Genomic DNA, 18,444 nt, shown 5'->3' with positions numbered 1-18,444 from the left:
GCCGCGCGGGGCCCGCACCCGAGGATTCGGTTATCCACAGGCAACCCACTGCCCAGTTCTGGCCAGTAATCTCGGCGTTCATGGAGCAGAGGCATCTCGGCCGCACCGGCCTGCGTGTGTCCCGCATCGGGCTCGGCACCCTGACCTGGGGCCGTGACACCGACGAGCACGACGCCGCGGACGTCATGAAGACGTTCTGGGAGGCGGGCGGGACCCTCGTCGACACGGCCGACGTGTACGGCGACGGCGACGCCGAATACCTGCTCGGGCGGCTCATAGACGGCCTGGTGCCGCGCCGGGACCTGATCATCTCGACGAAGGCGGGCAGCGTGCCCGACCCGGACCGCCGCTTCGACGGCTCGCGGGGCCATCTCCTCGCCGCCCTCGACGCCTCGCTGGCCCGGCTCGGCACGGACTACGTCGATGTGTGGCAGGTGCACGCCTTCGACCCGGACACCCCGCTGGAGGAGACCCTGCAGGCCCTCGACATCGCTGTCGGCAGCGGCCGCGCCCGCTATGCCGGGGTCTCCAACTTCTGCGGCTGGCAGCTCGCCAAGGCGGCCACCTGGCAGCTCGCCGCCCCCGCCGCCCGGACGCGGCTGGCGGCGACGCAGATGGAGTACTCGCTGCTGCAACGCGGCATCGAGCGCGAGGTGCTGCCGGCCGCGCTGGATCTGGGCATCGGCCTGCTGCCCTCCTCGCCGCTGGGCCGCGGCGTCCTCACCGGCAAGTACCGGGGCGACGCCCTGCCGCCCGACTCGCGCGGCGCCTCGGACCACTTCGGGCTCTTCGTCGAGCCCTACCTCGACGACACCGCGAGCCGCATCGTGGATGCCGTGGCGACCGCCGCGGACGGGCTCGCGGTGACCCCGCTCCAGGTCGCCCTCGCCTGGGTCCGCGACCGGCCCGGGGTGGCCGCACCGATCGTCGGCGCACGCAACGCGCAGCAGCTCACGGCGGCATTGTCAGTGGAGGCCCTTAGTCTTCCTGACGAGATCTGCCGGGCGCTCGACGATGTGTCGGCGCCCCTGCACCGCTATCCCGATCACGACTGGAGCACGCTGTGAGCACGGAGCCGGTTCCCCCGGAGAACACGGAGAACGCCGGGCCGGCGACGCCGGGGGCGCCCGCCGAGAGCGGCGCGGCCGGCGAGCCGCCTGCCACAGAGGCAGAGCCGGAGAGCACCGCCCGGACCGACGGCGACGCCGCCGACAGCGGCGACAGCGGCGACAGCGGTGGCGAGGGCGGTGGCGACGAAACGGCTTCGGCGAACGGCGAGGGCGGTGACGGGGAAGCCGCCGCGCAACTCTCCGAGGCACAGGCCGAGCTCGCCGCGCAGAAGCTGGAGCGGGAGCGGATCGAGCGGCGCAAGGCCGAGAAGGCGGCGCCCATCGCCGCCGGGGCGGGGCTCACCGGGAAGGCCGCCGACCTGCTGGCCGCCGTCCGGGCCGTGGAGGGGGGCGCGAAGCCTGCGGCCACCGTCTTCGACGCATCGCAACCCGCCCCGCGCCGCCCGGCCCCGGAGCCGGTACGCCGTCCGCAGCCGGTGACCGCCGAGCCCGACGCCGGGCCGGCGCCCGTGACGGCGGACAGCGTCGAGGGCGTACGGCGCGTGCTGGCCGAGGGCGGCGCGCCCGAGGCGCTCGCGCCGCAGGCCGCCGCCACGCTCGGCGAGGGCGCCGGCGACGTGCTGCGCGAGGACCCGTGGCAGCTGTTGCGCGTCCCCGGTGTGCGGCCCGAGCAGGCCGACGGTTTCGCCCGGGCACTGCTCGGCCCGCAGAGCGCGCCCGACGACGAACGACGCGGCCGCGCGGTGACGGTCTGGCTGCTGGAGCAGGCCGCCCTGGCCGGGCACACCGCCCTGGAGCTGCCGACGCTCACCGCGGCCCTCGGCCGCCAGGCCGTGCCGGACGCGGACGCGGCCGTGCAAAGCACGCTGGCCGAGGGCGAGGCCCTCGTCTTCCAGGACGCCCTGGACGCGCCCGGAGCCGGGCAGCCGACGGCGGACACCGAGGAGGGCGGCGACGAGGGCGAGGAGGCTCGGCCGGTCCGGGTCCTGGTGGGTCTGGAGCGGTACGCGCTCGCGGAGGAGAGCCTCGCCGACGCGCTGGCCCGCGTGGTCAACTCCCTGGCCAAGGAGGCCTCGGCGGCGTGGGACTCGGCGACGGCCGACGCGTCCGGCAGCGCGGCCGAACTGATCCGCGCCGTCGCCGGGCACCCTCTGGTGCTGCACACCGGCGGCGAGGCCGCCCGTGCCGAACCGGCGGCCCTGCTCACCGCGGCCCGGGCGCTGGGCCTGCGCACCGTAGCGGCCTGCCACACACCGGACGGACGGCGCCGGTTCGCGGCCCTGCTGGGCGAGGCGGACGGCACCGTCGTGACCGTCCCCGGTCTACTCGCCGGCGCCGAAGGGCCCGGGCGGGACGCCGACGGGGCCTTCGCCCTCGATCTGCTGGTCGTGCTGGACGCGCCGCAGCTGGACGTGGAGAGCGCCGCGATGCTGGCGGAGTCGCTGCCGGACGGCGCGCGGCTGGTGCTGAGCGGGGATCCGGCGGTGCTGTGGTCGGCCGGTCCCGGCCGGGTCTTCGCCGACCTGCTCGCGGCCCGCGTGTGCCCCCAGGTCGCCTCGCGCACGCCCGATCCGGGGCCGCTCGGCGAGCTGGTCTCCGGCGTCGGCATCGGTGAGCTGAACCAGGTCGACGCGCCCGGCAAGGAGATCGTGATCGTGCCGGTGCGGGACGCGGGCGAGGCCGTGCACCGCACCGTGCAGCTGGTCGCCGACTCGGTGCCGCGCGCCTTCGGGATCGCGCCCGAGGAGACGGTGGTGATCACCCCGGGGCACGGCGGCGCGGCCGGCACACGCGCGCTGAACGCCGCCCTCAAGGAACGGCTCAATCCGGGCCCCGGCCGCTTCGGCGGCTTCGACCCCGGCGACCGGATCGCCTACTCCCCCGCGCCGGGCCGTACGGTGCCGGGCCGGGTGGTGACGGCCGACGCGGAGGGGCTGCACCTGACGTGCGCGGGCGCCCCCGTCGTCGTACCGAGGGAGCGGGTGGAACAGGCCGTGCGGCACGGGTGGGCGCTGACCGCGCACCAGGCGGTGGGCAGCCGGTGGCCCGCGGCGGTCGCGGTGCTGCCCGGGAACGCGGCGCAGGCCCTCTCCCGCCCCTGGGTGTACACGGCCTTCGGCCGGGCGGAGCGCCATCTGTCCGTGGTGCACGGCGTGGAACAGGCCCTCCCGAGAGCCGTCGCCGAGGTTCCGGCGAAGCCTCGCACGACCCGCCTGCCGGTACTGCTGCGCACCCAGGTCCCGGCGGCGGGCCCCGCCTAGGCGGGCCCAGCACGTTCCCAGCACGTTCCCAGGACAGTCCTGGGACGAACGGCGGCGGCCGCGAAGGGTCTTCCCCTCGCGGCCGCCGCCGTCATGACCTCTCGGAACCTGCCGGCTTCCCGCTGACCGCTAGCGGTCCGCGTCCAGTGGCTCCAGATCCTCGTCCTCGATGTCCACGAGATCCTCGCCGTCGTCGGCGTCCTCGAGTTCGTCGAACACCGCGCTCACGTCGAAACGGCAGACCACCCGGCCGGGATCGGCCTGGTCGAACGGTGTCTCCAGCCACTCGCCCGGCTCGGCCGGTTCCTCGGTGGCCAGCACCCACAGGGTGGAGTCGCCCTCCTCCAGGCCGAACTCCTTGTGGCGGGAGGCGATCTCGTCCGGTTCGAACTCGCCGAACAGGATGCCCAGCGCCCCGTGCACGGTGCCCGCGACCTCCGCGCCCACTCCCTCGTCGTCCGCCGCCTCGACCCGCTGGGCCTGCGCCAGCAGCCGCTGTGGCTCCGCGACGGCGTAGTCGCGGCGGATCAGCACGCTCAGCGCGTTCGGCTCCTCGGGGCCCTCGTACGGCGGCAGGGAGTCCTCCGCGCCGGGGATCTCGAAGGGCGTGACCTCGTCATAGCGGTCGTAGAGCAGCTCGTCATAGACCTCGGCGGCCGCGGCCAACTCGTTGAACGCCTCGTAGACGGCCGGGTCGTCCTCACCCGACCTGCGCTCGACCGCCGCCAGGTGGCGGTCGAGCGCGGTCTTGACCGCCTCGGCGGCGGCACGTACCTCGGCAGCGGTGGGCTGCGCAGCATCAGACATAGTGCAGACGCTATCCGTACCGGGCCCCAGCCCGCACAATAGATGCGATGCCGGAATACGAATTTGTCGACGTGTACGTACCGCGCGGGGTCTCCCGCAAGGAGGCGACACGACTGCTGACCGACCATGCCGAGTACGGACACTGGGAGTTGGACCGCCTGAGCCTGCTGCGTGACGGCAGCCGCAGGGTGCGGTTGCGCAGGCGCATCATCCGCCAGGTGCGGGCCACGTGGTGAGGTGAGACGACGGAAACGGAGCGGGCCCCGCCGAGGCGGGGCCCGCTCCGTCGCGTGCTGCGCCCGGGAGGGTCACACGGTGGCGCGCGCCTTGCGGTAGAGCACCGCGCCCGCGAGCAGTGCGCCCGCGCCGGCCGGCAGGACGAGGCCCATCGGCAGGTCGCTGCCGGTGTGCGCGAGTTGCGCGGCGGCGGGCTGGGCGGCGGGCCGGTGGGCGGAGGCGGCGCCGGCCGGCGTCACGTGGTCCGAGGTGGACGGCACGGCCCCGGGTCCGGACGGGTTGGACTGGCCGTGCTCGCCCGGCTTGCCGGGGCCCTGGTCACCGGGCTTGCCCGGCGTCTCGTGGCCACGGGACGGAGGCGTGTGGACGTCGGCACCGCCGCCGTTGGCACAGTCGTTGCCCATCGACGGGTTGAGGAGCCCGACGACGTCGACGCTGTTGCCGCACACGTTCACCGGCACGTCGATCGGCGCCTGGACGTGGTTGCCGGAGCCGACACCGGCCGATCCGCCGGTGTAACCGCCCGCGTGCGCGCCCCCGGAGCCGCTCTGCGCGTCGGAGCCGTCACGGCCTCCACCGTTGTGGCTACCGCCGTTGTGGTTTCCGCCCTGGTGGTTCCCACCGTGGTTACCGGCCTGGCTGCCGCCGCCTCCCCGGTGGTCGCCGTACCCGCCGCCCGACGACGCACCGCCGCTCTTGTTGGCACAGGAGTTGCCGAAGGACGGGTTGAGTGCCCCGACGACGTCGACGGTGTTACCGCAGACGTTCACGGGGATGTTGATCGGCGCCTGCACCGAGTTGCCCGACAGGACGCCGGGCGACTCCATGGCGACGCCGTTCGCGGCGGAGTCGGCGTGGGCGTAGCCGCCGGCGGCGGCGATCACCCCCGTTGCCGCCGCCACGGTCATGAGGCTTTTGCGGGTGACCTGTCGCATTGCTGAATCCCTGCTTTCGATCTCATGCTCGTCCCGAATTCCTCGCATCATTGCAGCTGTTCGAATTCTTCGGGCACTTCGAAGTTCTTCGGCTTTTCCTTCGGAAAACGACCGGTCGGCCCCGGAGCGCAGGGCACGCGCTCCGGGGCCGACGGCGACAGACGACCCCTCAGCGGGTCGACGTCACTTGTTGATGCAGACGTTGCCGAAGGCGGGGTTCAGCAGCCCGATCACCGAGATCGTGTTGCCGCAGACGTTCACCGGGATGTGCACGGGCACCTGGACCACGTTGCCGGACACGACACCCGGGGAGTGCACCGCGGCACCCTGCGCGCCGGCGTCGGCGACGGCCAGGCCCGCACCCGCGAGAACCAGACCACCAGTGGCAGCCGCAGCAGCGACGACCTTCTTGATCATTATTCCTCCTTGTTGGCAAAGCGACCCCAAGCATCGGATCGCATCACCTGTAACGAGGGGGAATTAATGAGGCTACGAGCTTATCGTCGCATTCACTCTTCCCAGTCGCGTCCGCACAAGCGGCCGATTTACCTCGACCGGTGAAATCTCATGTCACCGGGACAATTCAGGACGCGTCGATGAAGCGGTCGAGCACGCGCACCCCGAACTGCAGCCCGTCCACCGGCACCCGCTCGTCGACGCCGTGGAACATCCCGGCGAAGTCGAGCTCCGGGGGCAGCTTGAGGGGGGCGAAGCCGAAGCCGCGGATGCCGAGGTCGTCGAAGGACTTGGCGTCGGTCCCGCCGGAGAGCATGTAGGGGATGGCCTTCGCGGTCGGGTCCTCGGCGAGCAGCGCGGACTGCATGGCCTCGACGAGCGGCCCGTCGAAGGAGGTCTCCAGGGCCTTGTCCGAGTGCACGTCCTCGCGGCGCACCTTCGGGCCGAGGAGCCGGTCGAGGTCGGCGAGGAACTCCTCCTCGTGGCCGGGCAGGAACCGTCCGTCGACATGCGCGGTGGCCTCGCCCGGAATGACGTTGACCTTGTAGCCGGCGCCGAGCTGGGTCGGGTTGGCCGTGTTGCTGAGGGTCGCGCCGATCAGCTTGGCGATGCCGCCGAGCCGGGCGAGCGTCGACTGCATGTCCTCGGGGTCCAGCTCGGTCCCGAGGGCGTCGCCGAGCTCGTCGAGGAAGGCCCGGGTCGTCTTGGTGACCCGCACCGGGAAGGTGTGCCGGCCGAGCCGGGCGACCGCCTCGGACAGCTCGGTGATCGCGTTGTCCCGGTGGATCATCGAGCCGTGTCCGGCGGTCCCTGCGACGGTGAGCTTCATCCAGTGCATGCCCTTCTCGGCCGTCTGGATCAGATAGAGCCGACGCTCCTCGCTCACGGTGAACGAGAACCCGCCGACCTCGCTGATCGCCTCGGTGACGCCCTCGAAGAGGTCGGGGTGGTGGTCGACGAGGTGGCGGGCGCCGTACAGCCCGCCGGCCTCCTCGTCGGCGAGGAAGGCGAGGACGATGTCACGGGGCGGCCTGCGGCCGGAGCGCAGCCGGTCGCGGACGACCGCCAGGGTCATCGCGTCCATGTCCTTCATGTCGACCGCGCCCCGGCCCCACACGCACCCGTCGGCGACCTCGCCGGAGAACGGGTGGTGGGTCCAGTCGACCGCGTTGGCCGGGACGACGTCGAGGTGGCCGTGGATGAGCAGCGCGGGCCGGGACGGGTCCTCGCCCTCGATGCGGGCCACGGTGGAGGCCCGGCCCGGGTGCGACTCGAAGATCTTCGGTTCGAGGCCCACCTCGGCGAGCTTCTCGGCGACCCACTCGGCCGCCTTGCGCTCGCCGGGACCCGAGTGGTCGCCGTAGTTGCTGGTGTCGATCCGGATCAGCTCGCGGCAGAGGTCCACGACCTCGTCCTCGCCGGTGACGCTCCTGGCCGTGTCGTCCGTCGCGTTCACGCTGCTTCCTCCCGCTGTCACTGCTGCTGGTCCCCCTCATCCTCCCTCTCCCCACGCCCCCGCCCAAGACCGGTCCCGGCCCGTCACACGCCGTTCACGCCGGACGCGGCCGGGGGCCGGCGGGCCGGCCGTGATCGGGGCACCCCGGAAAGCCTGGTAATGTTTACGTCGTCGCCGCGAGGGAAACCCCGCACGACAGACACCTTGTCCGGGTGGCGGAATGGCAGACGCGCTAGCTTGAGGTGCTAGTGCCCTTTATCGGGCGTGGGGGTTCAAGTCCCCCCTCGGACACAGAACAGAAGAGGGCGGTTCCGGCCAGTCGGCCGGGCCGCCCTCTTCGGCGTGTCACACCTTCCAGGCAGGTCAGACGAGCCGCTCGGGGCCGAGGACCCACAGCTGGTGCCGCTCGTACAGGTGCCGTGCGGCGACGCGCAGGGCGGAGGCGGGCAGGTCGGGCACTCCGCGAGGCCACTCACGGGTGAGGATCTCCTCCACGAGCTGACGGTGCACGAACTCGTCCGACACCGCCAGGTGCGCGAGGAAGTTCTCCACCGACGTCAGATACCGCAGGGCCCGGGGCGCGACCAGCCAGTGCAGCAGCCAGGCGGCCACATGCAGGGCCCGGGCCTCCAGATGGACCTCGACGTCGGGGTCTGCGTCCGTCGGCCGGGAACGCAGCAGCAGCCGCTCGTACAGCAGCGCCCGACACAGCTCGCCCAGCTCCGCGTCCGTGTACTCGCGCTCCCCCAGCGTGCCGAGGACGAGGTTCTGCGCCTGGCAGTTCAGCGGCCGGCCCAGGATGTCGACGAGGTCGGCCACCGACGCCTCGGTCAGAAGCCGATGGCGCAGGGTCAGGCGCAGGTCGTGGGCGTGCGGGCCGTGCGGATCGCACAGCTGCCGGACCAGCTCGTCGCGGACCCGCTGCTCCATCGGCTGTCTCGCCCTGGGGCGCTTCCTGATCCTCGGAGTGGGGAGCTCGTGCAGGAAGGGGGTGTCGTGCGCCTCCCTCAGGGCGGCCTCGTGCTCCCGTACCGACCGCCGCGGGGCTTCCTGCCGGTACGGGTCGGGAGCGGTCTGTGTGCCGACGGCGGGCGGGCGGTCGGGCCTGGGCGGGACCGGCGGGGGGTGCGGCCCGTTCGTCGGCGGGGCGGGCACGGGCGGGAGCGGCTCCGTGGACGCCGTTGGGCGCTCCAGCGTGAGCCAGGCCTCCGGGTCGATCCAGGGGTGCTGGTCGGCCCAGGGGTCCGGCTCGTCCTCCCAGGGGTTCGGGGCCGGACGGGCGGACGGGCACGGGTCGTCCGGCCGGCGCGTCCGTTGCCGCACGGGGGCGGGCTGTGGGACGGGAGCGGGCTGTGGGGCGGGGATGTGGTTGCGGGTCCGCTGGTGGTGGTCGGGCGGGCTCGAGGTGGTCGGCGTGCGCGGGCGGATCGGGGCGGGGGGCTGGAGGCGGGGGCGGCGCAGTCGTCCCGTCAGTGCGCCTTCGATGACGTCGTAGCGGTCCTCCTCCGGCAGGGACACGGCGTCGGGGACGCGCTTGAGGGGGCGCGGATACTCGTCCTGGGAGGCCGTGGCGAGCCAGTTGCGGTAGTGGGTGACCAGCATCTCCGCGAGGTCGGCCGCGCGGTCGCGGCCGGGGTCGGTGAGCTTGATTCGGCGCAGGTCGTTGTCCTGGACATGGGAGCGGCGCCAGTCGGGGACGAAGACCACGCGGTGCGGATGGGCGTCCGAGGTGTCGTAGGTGGCGTAGGTCCAGCCGTCGTTGCCGAGCCACTCGCCGAAGATGTCGCACAGGGCCCACAGGGCCGACAGCGCCGGGTCCGGGAAGGGTCCCCCGGCGTCGCCGTGGGCGGCGAGCGCCGCCGACTCCAGTTCGCCGATGCGGGCCGACACCCTGCCGTCCGGGGCGCGCAGGAGCTCGGCGACCAGCCGGACCAGCGGCTCCCGGACCAGGGGGACGCCCTCCTTCAAGGGGCCCTGTCGTTCGTCCGCCCAGTCCTGGATGGTCTTGAGTCCGAAGGCCGGGATCTCTCCCCGGGCGTCGTCCAGCCAGCCCGTCTCGGCCCAGGGACCGGAGCCCAGGGCCAGACAGCGGCGGGCCGTGAGGGTGCCGGCCGGGGCCATGAGGGCGTGGCACACGTTGCTCTCCCGGCTGCTGCCGTCCGTGTCCGGCATCCTGCGCAGCAGGACCGCCCGGTCGCCGTGGATGAGGCGCACCACGCTGGTGCGCCCTCCGCCGCCCGTCACCCGCAGCACCGAGCCGCGTTGCTCGGCGAGGTCGCGTGCGGTGCGTTCGTCGCAGGAGTAGGCCACCGCGGTGATGCCGGCGCCCCGGGCGGCGCCCCGGCTGCCCGCCCACCGGAACACCATCTGGTCGACCACGCCGCTCGCGTCGCTCACATCCCCACCTCGGCGGGGCCGTCGGCGCCCGTGTCGCCGATCATTCCGCACATGGACAGCACGGAGATCAGCGGTTCGAGGACGCGGCGCGGCCGTACGCCGTGCACGAAACGGTCGTCGCGGTACTGGCTGCCGGTCGCGGACGCGAAGTGCAGGGTGCAGCGCAGCACGCTGTCGAAGGGCCGTACCCAGGCCGGTCCCGCGTAGTGGCGCAGGAAGGCGTAGGCGTCGCAGCTCTCGGCACGGAACCGGGCGGCGGAGACCTGCGGCATCGGCGGCTGCGACAGCCAGCGGTCGACCGGCGGCTCGAAGCGCAGGAGATCGCACTTGTTGATGACGACGGCCGCGGCGACCCCGAGATACGCCCCACTGCGAGGCAGCCGGTCCAGGACGGTCTGGAAGGCCGGGTCGCCGCCGCGGGTGTAGTGGAACGCGCCGCGCAGGGGGTCGAGCTGGGCGTGCGGCAGGGCGCGCAACGGATCCACGACAAAGATCAGCGCATCCACGCCGAGCATGAAGCGCAGCAGGGCGTCGGTGCGCCGCAGGTCCTCGCCGGCGAGGTCGAAGAAGGCGAGCGGGCGGGTTCTGCCGTCGGTGCCGGTGAGCAGCAGGGCCTCCTCGAAGGTGGCGGAGGTCTCCAGCGAGCGGGTGTGCTCCAGCATTCGGCCGGAGCGCAGCACGTCGACCTGCTCCTCCATGAACTCGCGGTGGTCCTGCGGGTTCACGGACTGCCAGGTGATGCCGTATGGCTCCAGACCGCCGTCGGTGATCTCGCCGATCATCTGCGTGAGCAGGTGGGTCTTGCCGGTCGCGGAGTCGCCGACCATGGCCACGGTGAGCGGGCTGCCGTGGGTGAGGTAGGGGACGGGGATGTAGTGCGGGGTCACGCCGTCGGTGTTGCGGCAGCGCTGGTAGGCCGAGCGCAGGGTGTCGGCGCGGCGCAGCGGGCTGGTCTGGCCGCTGAGGTCCAGGGTCTGGTACTGCTGCCGCTCGTCGCGGACGTAGAGGTGGCGTTCGTCGTAGGAGACGACCTCCAGGCAGTAGGGGCAGAGCATGTCGGGGCCGGTGCCGGCCGTGGTGAAGAGGCTCATCGGTAGCGGCCCCTCTCGGTGCCGGCGGTCTCGGGGTCCTGGGCGGTGGTGCCGCCGTAGAGCCAGGTGCTCTCCTCGCCGGTGTCGGCGGGCGGGCGGCCCGGCGGGGTGTCGGCGGGGAGCGGGCCGGCCCGCCAGGGGGGTGTCGTCGGGGGCGGCGGGGGGGTGGACGGGGGCGGGATACGGCGCAGGGAGGCGCGTTTGCGGCGCATCGCGGCGTCGAAGTCGCGCCGGTGGGGGTCGAGGGGGTCGGGCTGGGCTGCGGCGGGGAAGTCGGATCCGGCACCGGGCATGAGGAGTTGCAGCAGTGCTCCCGGTTGGGGGCGGTCGGCGGCGCGGGGCGCGAAGACCGGGGCGAGGGTCTGGGCGAGGGAGGGGTGCGCCGGGAGGTCGGAGGACGGGCCGTCGGGGTGTCCGGGGCGTCCGGTGACCAGCTGGTGCATGACCTGGCCCACGCTCCACAGGGCGTCGCGGGCGTCCGTGAGTCCCTCGCCGTGCCGTTGTTCCGGGGAGGCGTAGGGCGGGATGCCGAAGGGCCGGCGCGGGCGGCCCAGGTGGGTGACGGAGCCGAAGTCCCAGAGCTGGATGCCGTGGTCGTCCCAGCGGACGGCGGCCGGGACGAGGCCCTGGTGGACCAGTCCGACGGCCTCCATGAGCCGTACGGCGAGGACGAGATCGCGTTCGATGACGCGCTGCTGGCTGGTGGACACGCCCTGGGCGAGGGCGGCCACCGAGCGTCCGCGGGGCGCCGCGTAGACGATGAAGGGCTCGGTGGCGTTGATGTCGTAGCCGATCGGTACCGGGAAGAGGCCGCTGTAGCGGGTCCCGGAGTAGGCGCGGTGCACGGTCAGGACGGCGGCGGTCTCGGCCTCGATGGTGCTCTGGGCCGTCTCGTTGGCGAGTTCGGCCTCGGGCAGCCGGACCTGGAGGCCGGACCAGTCGTCGCCGAACTGCACGCGTCGGCCGACGGCGGGCGGGCGGACCATGCGCGGCAGGTCGGGGCCGAAGCGGGCCTCGACCCGGCGGAGGGTGCCCTGCGGGGAGATCATGCTCAGTTCGTCGAACTCGCCGTCGGCGCGCGAGGGGCCGTCGGGTTCACCGGGTTCTCGGTGTTCTCCGGGCTCTGGGCGGTCTCCGCGGTCTCCGCGTTCTCCGGGGGTGCCGCCGTGCGGTCCCGGGTGTCGGTCGTTCACCATGTGGCTCCCCCACTGTCACCGTGCGACAGGCCGCTGTCGGCCTTGTCGTCGTCCGCGGCCCGGACGCGGATCCGTACCGTCTCGACCGCCCCCGGGCGCAGGGCGGTGAGTTTGATCGCGCCGACGAAACGACCCGACGACATCCATACGGCGTCGTCGGGCGCGGGCGCCGGGGCCGTGCCCAGCGCGGTGCGTACCGCCCGCGGTGCGAAGCGGATGACGTGCATGGCCGTCGGGTCCCGGCTGAGCAGCGGCAGCTGGGCCGCCGAGCACAGCGGCCGCAGCCGGTCGGCGACCTCGGGCGTCAGCGCGTCCTGCAGGGGCCGCAGGCCGCTGCCGAGCAGGGCCATGGCGTCGCCGCGGTGGCGGTCGTGCCGGGCGAAGGGAGGCACCGCAATCACCCCGCAGCGTTCGAGGTGGCGGCGGGCGGTGCCGAATCCGTCACGGACGGCGTCCGCGAGGGTGTCGGCGGCCCGGTGCGCGGTCGAGGCGGGGGCGGTGGCACCCCAGAAACGGCGTAGCGCGTCGACGGTGGCGTCCGCGAGGTCGGCGACCAGCGTGGGCAGGAGTTCGGGGCCGCCGTCGGCGGCGGTGTGCACCAGCCAGTGCGGTGCGTCGCAGGACGCGGGCCGGTCGTCGGCGGGGCCCGCCGACGACGGCTCGGGCGGGAGCGGGGCCGGTGTGGGGGGTGGCTGCTCACCGTTGCGGGGCTTGCGCCAGGGCTCCTCGTCCCAGGGGCCGTCACCTGTAGGGGCCTCGCTCCAGGCATCCTCGGGCCAGTCCTCGTCCGACCAGGTGTCGGCGGGCCAGCCGTCGACGTTCCGGCCGGTCCGGCCGGCGCGGCCGGGGTCGTCCCGGGGCAGGAAGGCGTCGGGGTCGGGCCGGCCGGGGACGGTGGGGTCGTGCGAGGTCCGGCTGCCGTGGGCTTCGGTGGCGCTGCGGCGCAGCACCACCGCCAGAGCGCGGGCGGAGTCGGCGCACCGGGTGCGTTCGTCGGCGGCCCACCACTGCTGGCGCATCGCCTCCGCCAGGACGGAGTCGATGCCGTCGAGTCCCTGGCGCAGCACGGCGAGGCCGGTGCCCTCGCACCATTCGTCCACGGCCCGCACCCAGTCGGAGCAGACCATCAGCAGACAGGCGGAGGCGGCGACGGCCGCGCCGATCACGCCGATCCACGGGGGCGGGTTCAGCAGGTGCCCGAGCAGGAACGCGCCGGTGGCGCCGAGGACGACGGCGACCGTGCGGGGGCCCGCGGCCTGGCGGATCGGCCCGCGCACGGCCGGGTTGGGCCGGCGGCCGGCGGCGAGGGCCCCGCCGAGCAGCAGCACCAGGACCGGCACCACGGCCAGGACGGTGCCCGGCCACCGGCCGAGGCCGGCCAGGGCGATGAGCGCGCCGAGGCCGGCGAGCCGGCCGAGCCCTGCGGAGGCGAAGCCGAAGGGGTGGGAGACGCCGACCCGGCCGGGCAGGTCCGTCGGACAGCGCTGGTCGAGGCGGGTGGCCAGTCCGGCGGCCGGGACCGTGGCGACCTGTTCGGACAGTGAGGTGAGCCGGCCGGCCACCGTGTGCAGGGTCAGGCCCCGGGAGAGCAGGCCGAGGGTGAAGGCGCCGAGTTCCTCCTCGGTGGCCCGGTCGGGCCGTCCGGCGGAGCGGGGCGCGGTGGGCGGGGTGACCCCCAGCCGGTCCAGTAGGGCGGCGGACTCGGCGGGCGGGACGCCGGGCGCCCCGCTCTCGCGCAGGACGCGGGCGACGACCTCGCGGTAGCGCCGCAGGCCGCGGGAGGCGTCCTCGACGGACAGGGGCAGGGCCTGCGCGGCGTCCTTGCCGGTCAGCAGGGCGAGCGGCCGGGCGAGGTCGGACCAGGCCGTGTCGGCGGCGTCCAGGGCCCGGGCGCAGGCGTCGCGTTCCGCGGCGACCGGCCCGCCCGGGCGCAGCAGGCGCTCCGGGGAGCGGACCGAGCCGCCCGGCAGCAGTTCGGCGAGGGCCCTGGGCAGGTCCGCGGGTGCGGGGGCGGCGGCGTCGGCGGTGAGTTGTGCGGCGGGGTCGCCGGCGAACCGGGCGAGTGCCGCGCGCCAGGCCCGGTCGCGGGCCTCGGCGGGCAGGTCGTAGGCGAGGACGTGGGCGGAGAGCGCGACGGTGGCGGACGGACAGCGCAGGGCCTTCTCCAGCACCTCGTCGAACAGCTCGGGCGGGCGCAGCAGTTCGACCAGCAGGGCGACGGCGGCCTCGCCGGCGGCGGAGCGGCGTCCGGCGGTGACCCGGTCCGCCGGCCGGTCCGGGTGCAGGCCGGGGTGGACGTACGGGTGCGGTTCGGGCCGCGGGTCGGGGTCCTGTGCTCCGCACTCAGGGTCGGAGACCCAGAGCACCGCGGCCCCGGCCGTGCGCAGCACGGTGGGCAGGCGCAGCCGGCGGCCGGCCCGGGGCGCGCCGGTCAGCTCGCCGGTCAGCGCGCCTGCCGGCTCGCCGGGCGGCGGTTCGGCGGGGGGCACATCGCCGACCGCGACGCACAGCACCTGCGGTGCGGACTGGGCGGGGTAGCCCATCACGCGTTCGTAGGCCGCCGTGTGGGTGGTGAGGCCGACGGCGGTGTCCAGGATCAGCAGCCGCAGCGGTCCGTAGCCGCCGAGTCGGGCGTGGCCGAGGTGTTCCTGCACGGTCCGCTGGGTCGCGGCGGGGTCGGTGGGATGGCCCGGCGGCGGCCTCAGATCGAGGACGAGCACGCCGTCGTCCGGCGTCACGTCGTTCACCGCGGGTCTCCCTTCCAGGGATCGTGCTCGCCCGCCTCGTTCCATTCGTCCTGGCCGTCGCTGTCGGCGATCCCCCAGGGCACCGAGGTGTCGGCGCCGGGCCAGGGCGCGTCCGTGGGGGGCCGGTCCGGGTAGGGCGGGTAGCCCACGGGCTGCTCGGCGGCGGGGACGGTACGGCCCGCGGTGGGCACCTGCGTCGGCCCGAGGGGGGCGCCGGGCCAGGGAGGCGGCGAGCCGTCGGGCGCGGCGCCCGGGCGCTGGTACGGCGGACCGTCGGCGGTCGCACCGGGCCGGTGGGAGGGGCCGCTCTCCGGGCCGGCCGCCGGGTTGCCGGTCGCCGGGCCCGGCCAGTGGGGTGTGCCGCTCGCCGCCTCGGCGGGGGCAGGACGGTGCCAGGGGTCGGGGGGCGTGGGCGCCGGGCCTGGCTGGGGCGCGTGGTCCGGCGGGCCGCTCGCCGGGTTGCCGGTCGCCGGGCCCGGCCAGTGGGGTGTGCCGGTCGCCGCCTCGGCGGGGGCAGGACGGTGCCAGGGGTCGGGGGGCGTGGGCGCCGGGCCGGGCCCGGGCTGGGGGGCGAGGTCGGGTGGGGTCTCGGCGGGGTGGTCGCGGACGGGGGTGGCGCCGCCGGTGAGGCGGCCCATGCGGGTCCACTCCTCCAGGGCGCGCAGCGTCGACTGGACGGCGTGGGCCTCGTTGGGGAACGCCAGGTCGAGGGCGCCGGGCAGCGACACGGACCAGAACTCCCGCAGCGGGCGCAGCCATTCGGCGATCCGGCCGCCGTACATTCGCTCCCGTTCGGCCAGCAGGTCGAGTTGGCGCGGCGCCACCTCGTGGACGAGCTTGAGGTAGAGCGGCGAGGGGCGGCTGCCGGAGGTGCCCAGGCCGTTGGGGAGGGTGTTCATCAGGACCCGGCAGTAGTCCTCGACGATGGCGTCCTCCTCCAGCAGCGCCCAGCGCTCGTAGGCGCGCAGCAGGCTCGCCCAGCTGGAGACGCCGTCGCGGTGGTCGTCCAGCCGGAGGGTGAGGCCGGGGGCCTCGGGGCCCATCTCGTCGTGCAGGCGCAGCGTCACGCGCTGCGGGGACGCGGGGTCGCCCTGGACGTCGACCCGCCCGTTCCAGATGACGCACAGCAGGCGCTGGAGGATGTGCCTGCGGTCGTCGGGGGTGCAGGCCAGCCAGTCGTCCTGGTGGCCGAGCCGCTGCCGCCAGCGCAGGACGTCGTCGTCCCGGCGGTCCTCCTGGGCGCGGGCCCACTGGCGCATGACCTCGCGGGCGCCGGGCACCTCGGTCAGGCTCATCTCGCTGCGGAACAGCACGACGGTGATGGAGTCGGTGTCGACGGGCCGGAAGACGATGCTGCGGCGGCCCTTGGGCAGGTGGAGGGCCTTCTCCAGGTAGTCCTCCAGGACGGTGCGACGGCCGTGGGTGCTGGGGTAGGTGATGAGGACCTTCAGGGGGCCGTTGCCCTCGGGGGTGAAGCCGGCCGGGAGGAGGCCGGCCAGCTTGTAGGTGAACTGCTCCAGCGCGGGCTTGCTGACGTTGCGGGCGGCCTGGCCCTCGCCGACGGCCGCGGACAGGAGCGTGCCCATGCTGGGCAGCAGCGGTTGGGCCCGCTGCTGGGTGCCGGGCTCGGCGAAGAGCTGCTCGACCCGCTTCTGCAGGACGGTCTTGACCTCCGAGACGGCGGCGGCCGGGTTGCGGCGCCCCGCGGTGAAGGCCGCCTCCCAGCGGTCGGCCGAGACCAGATGGGTCAGCAGGTCGGCCTCGTCGCCGCCGCGGCCGAGCTGGGCGCTCTCCACGAGCCGGTCGATGAGGTCCTCGTAGAAGTCGCGCAGGCTGTTCTGCGGGGGCAGCAGGTAGGAGACGCCGGCCCGGTCGTCGTAGAGCTCCTTCAGCCCGGCCGCCCAGGCCCGGGGTTCCTCCTCCAGGTGTTTGTCGAAGGCGTCGGCGAGCTGGCCGATGTCGTGCCGGAGGTCCTCCGCGGAGCGGCGCCAGCGGGGTTCCTGTTCGTCCCAGGCGCGGTGCCAGATGTCCTTGGCCCGCCACGCGTACCAGCGGTCCTGCTCGTCGAGGGCGGCGCGGACCTCCTCGTCGCCCCAGCGGGCCCGGGACAGTCCGCCGGCCCGGCGGCGGATGCGGGGCACGGACGGGGGCTGTACGTCGACGCCGGCCGGGCGGGACGGTTCCTGACGGCGGTTCTCCAGCATGCCGAGGAAGCCGAGTCCGGCGGCGCCGGGCTGTCCGGGCACGCCCTTGACGACCGCCTCCAGGCTCAACAGGTCGACCTTGCGCAGCAGTTGCTCGGCGGCCACCCGCGGTACGAACGCGTCGGCCAGCGCGGGCACCTGCCGCTTGAGGCGGGTTTCGAGGTCGCCGAGCAGGCGCTGCATCTCCTCCAGCCGGTCGCGCAGCGCCTGTTGGATCTCCGAGGTCCCCTTGGGCACCGGGTCCGGGTCGGGCACGGGCAGCGCCTCGCGCCGCCAGAGGGGCGCGATGCCGGCGGCGGTGAACATCTCGTGCACCAGGGAGCGGACGTCCAGGGCGGTGTGGGCGCTCGCGTCGGTGAGCCGCCGGACGGCGAGGGCGAGCATCCGGGCCGCGACCAGTTCGGCGAGTTCGTCGAGCGGGGAGGTCATGGCGGCGACCAGGCTGGTGGAGATGCCCCGGTGGCCGATGCCGGTGGCGGAGCGGGTGCGGCGGTCGACCTCGGCGTTGATGAAGTTGGAGGAGAACGTCTGGTCGTCGTGGTCGGTGCCTCTGGCGGTGTCGCCGAGGTCGGTGCCGATCAGCGACATCACCAGGGAGACCATGGAGCGGCGCAGGTCGTCGGGGCGGATGCCCGCGGTGGGGCTGAACAGGAAGGCCGTCGGGACGGTGCCGGTGCGCAGCCGGACCGGGTGCATCTGCGGGTAGCGCATGGCGGTCGGGTCGGGCCGGCCGGTGTCCCCCAGGTTGGCCTTGGGGTCCGGCACGTTCTGCTCGTCCACCAGCCGGGACAGGTCCACCACGGCCCGGGCGGCGTTGAGTTCGGCCCGGCGTCCGCCGCCCTTGCCCGGCGGGAAGGCCTTCGGCATGACGACCAGCGGGTAGACGCGGGCGGACAGCCGCTTCTCCTTGAAGACCTGCCCGATCAGGTACAGGTAGTCCAGGAAGATCCCGGCACCGGTGCCGCCCGCCACCGAGAACGCCACGAAGACGTCACAGCCGTTGAGCGGTCCGCCGCCCAGTTCGCTGAGTTCGCCGCCGGACAGGCCGATCGCGTCGATGGCCCGGCGCAGCGGGTCGAGCACGGGGGCCGGGCCGTCGCGCAGGGTGGCGAACAGCGCGGCACGGCCTACGGTCGGCAGCTGTCCGGCGCCGCTGCGCAGCGGGGTGACCTTCGGTTCGTCGTCCACCGGGGGCAGCCAGCCGGCCACCTCCGTGCGGAGTACGGCCCGCAGCATCTGGGTGACCTCGGGCGAGCTGTCGAACTCGGCGGGCAGCAGGTCGTGGGTGGCGCGCGCGGTGCGGGAATACGCCTGCCGCAGTGCCGGGTCGGCGCTGAGGTGGGGCAGCTTGGCGAGTTCGGCCTCGCTGTAGTCGGCGTACACGAACTGGACGCAGTCGGGCAGTTGGTGCGGGAGCCGGCGGCCGTCGCCGGTGAGGGCGGTGCCGTCGGGCCCGCAGAGTTCGGCGCGCAGACGGCGTTCGAGTTCGGCCCCTACCAGGCCGCCCGTGCCGCCCAGGCCGACGAACAGCATCGGCTGGAATATCTTCATCGGTGCGATCCCCTCCGCCCGGGCGGCGGTTGACGG

The 18,444-nt window shown here is 74.4% G+C and carries 12 protein-coding genes and 1 tRNA gene; 4 read left to right on the top strand and 9 right to left on the bottom strand.

What is annotated here, in order from left to right:
- The first annotated feature begins 80 nt into the window (after positions 1 to 80).
- On the top strand, positions 81 to 1,067 hold the full coding sequence (locus tag B5557_RS35585; protein ID WP_079663331.1) for an aldo/keto reductase: 987 nt from the start codon (positions 81 to 83) through the stop codon (positions 1,065 to 1,067).
- Positions 1,064 to 3,331 (top strand): helix-hairpin-helix domain-containing protein, encoded by a 2,268-nt coding sequence (locus B5557_RS35580; protein ID WP_107472666.1) that lies wholly within the window; start codon positions 1,064 to 1,066, stop codon positions 3,329 to 3,331. Before B5557_RS35585 ends, B5557_RS35580 begins: the two co-directional genes overlap by 4 nt.
- 129 nt (positions 3,332 to 3,460) lie before the next feature.
- Here B5557_RS35580 and B5557_RS35575 read toward each other — a convergent pair whose 3' ends face one another.
- Complete coding sequence (locus tag B5557_RS35575) at positions 3,461 to 4,138, bottom strand: hypothetical protein (RefSeq protein ID WP_079663330.1); 678 nt, start codon at positions 4,136 to 4,138, stop codon at positions 3,461 to 3,463.
- A 47-nt stretch (positions 4,139 to 4,185) separates the two neighbouring features.
- Between B5557_RS35575 and B5557_RS35570 the strand changes: the two genes are divergently transcribed.
- Positions 4,186 to 4,374 (top strand): DUF5703 family protein, encoded by a 189-nt coding sequence (locus B5557_RS35570; protein ID WP_014671721.1) that lies wholly within the window; start codon positions 4,186 to 4,188, stop codon positions 4,372 to 4,374.
- A 72-nt stretch (positions 4,375 to 4,446) separates the two neighbouring features.
- Here the strand turns inward: B5557_RS35570 and B5557_RS35565 are convergent, their stop codons facing one another.
- From B5557_RS35565 to B5557_RS35555, 3 genes are all read right to left on the bottom strand, one after another.
- The gene (locus B5557_RS35565; RefSeq protein WP_079663329.1) at positions 4,447 to 5,310 is read right to left on the bottom strand and encodes a chaplin; all 864 of its coding nucleotides are present in this window, start codon (positions 5,308 to 5,310) and stop codon (positions 4,447 to 4,449) included.
- Positions 5,311 to 5,493: 183 nt separating this feature from the next.
- On the bottom strand, positions 5,494 to 5,727 hold the full coding sequence (gene chpH, locus B5557_RS35560; RefSeq protein WP_079663328.1) for a chaplin ChpH: 234 nt from the start codon (positions 5,725 to 5,727) through the stop codon (positions 5,494 to 5,496).
- Positions 5,728 to 5,893: 166 nt separating this feature from the next.
- On the bottom strand, positions 5,894 to 7,222 hold the full coding sequence (locus B5557_RS35555; protein ID WP_079663327.1) for a M20/M25/M40 family metallo-hydrolase: 1,329 nt from the start codon (positions 7,220 to 7,222) through the stop codon (positions 5,894 to 5,896).
- 206 nt (positions 7,223 to 7,428) lie between these two features.
- On the opposite strand from B5557_RS35555, the gene B5557_RS35550 reads away from it, so the two are divergent.
- Positions 7,429 to 7,513 (top strand) — tRNA-Leu (locus tag B5557_RS35550).
- 72 nt (positions 7,514 to 7,585) lie between these two features.
- Here B5557_RS35550 and B5557_RS35545 read toward each other — a convergent pair.
- Genes B5557_RS35545 through B5557_RS35525 form a run of 5 tightly spaced genes read right to left on the bottom strand, consistent with a single transcriptional unit; the run spans position 7,586 to position 18,408 of the window.
- Positions 7,586 to 9,619 carry a hypothetical protein gene (locus B5557_RS35545; RefSeq protein WP_079663326.1) on the bottom strand — a complete coding sequence of 678 codons (2,034 nt, stop codon included), beginning with the start codon at positions 9,617 to 9,619 and terminating at the stop codon, positions 7,586 to 7,588.
- Complete coding sequence (locus tag B5557_RS35540) at positions 9,616 to 10,710, bottom strand: hypothetical protein (protein WP_079663325.1); 1,095 nt, start codon at positions 10,708 to 10,710, stop codon at positions 9,616 to 9,618. Before B5557_RS35540 ends, B5557_RS35545 begins: the two co-directional genes overlap by 4 nt.
- On the bottom strand, positions 10,707 to 11,906 hold the full coding sequence (locus tag B5557_RS35535; RefSeq protein ID WP_079663324.1) for a hypothetical protein: 1,200 nt from the start codon (positions 11,904 to 11,906) through the stop codon (positions 10,707 to 10,709). Before B5557_RS35535 ends, B5557_RS35540 begins: the two co-directional genes overlap by 4 nt.
- Positions 11,900 to 14,653 carry a hypothetical protein gene (locus B5557_RS35530; protein ID WP_079663323.1) on the bottom strand — a complete coding sequence of 918 codons (2,754 nt, stop codon included), beginning with the start codon at positions 14,651 to 14,653 and terminating at the stop codon, positions 11,900 to 11,902. The genes B5557_RS35535 and B5557_RS35530 overlap by 7 nt, the downstream gene beginning before the upstream one ends.
- Positions 14,650 to 18,408 (bottom strand): tubulin-like doman-containing protein, encoded by a 3,759-nt coding sequence (locus tag B5557_RS35525; RefSeq protein ID WP_079663322.1) that lies wholly within the window; start codon positions 18,406 to 18,408, stop codon positions 14,650 to 14,652. Before B5557_RS35525 ends, B5557_RS35530 begins: the two co-directional genes overlap by 4 nt.
- Positions 18,409 to 18,444: the final 36 nt, after the last annotated feature.

Origin of the sequence: Streptomyces sp. 3214.6 (assembly GCF_900129855.1) — a bacterium.
Lineage (GTDB): Bacteria > Actinomycetota > Actinomycetes > Streptomycetales > Streptomycetaceae > Streptomyces > Streptomyces soliscabiei.
Note: the sequence above shows the minus strand (reverse complement) of the source record. Positions and strands in the feature narration are given on the sequence as shown.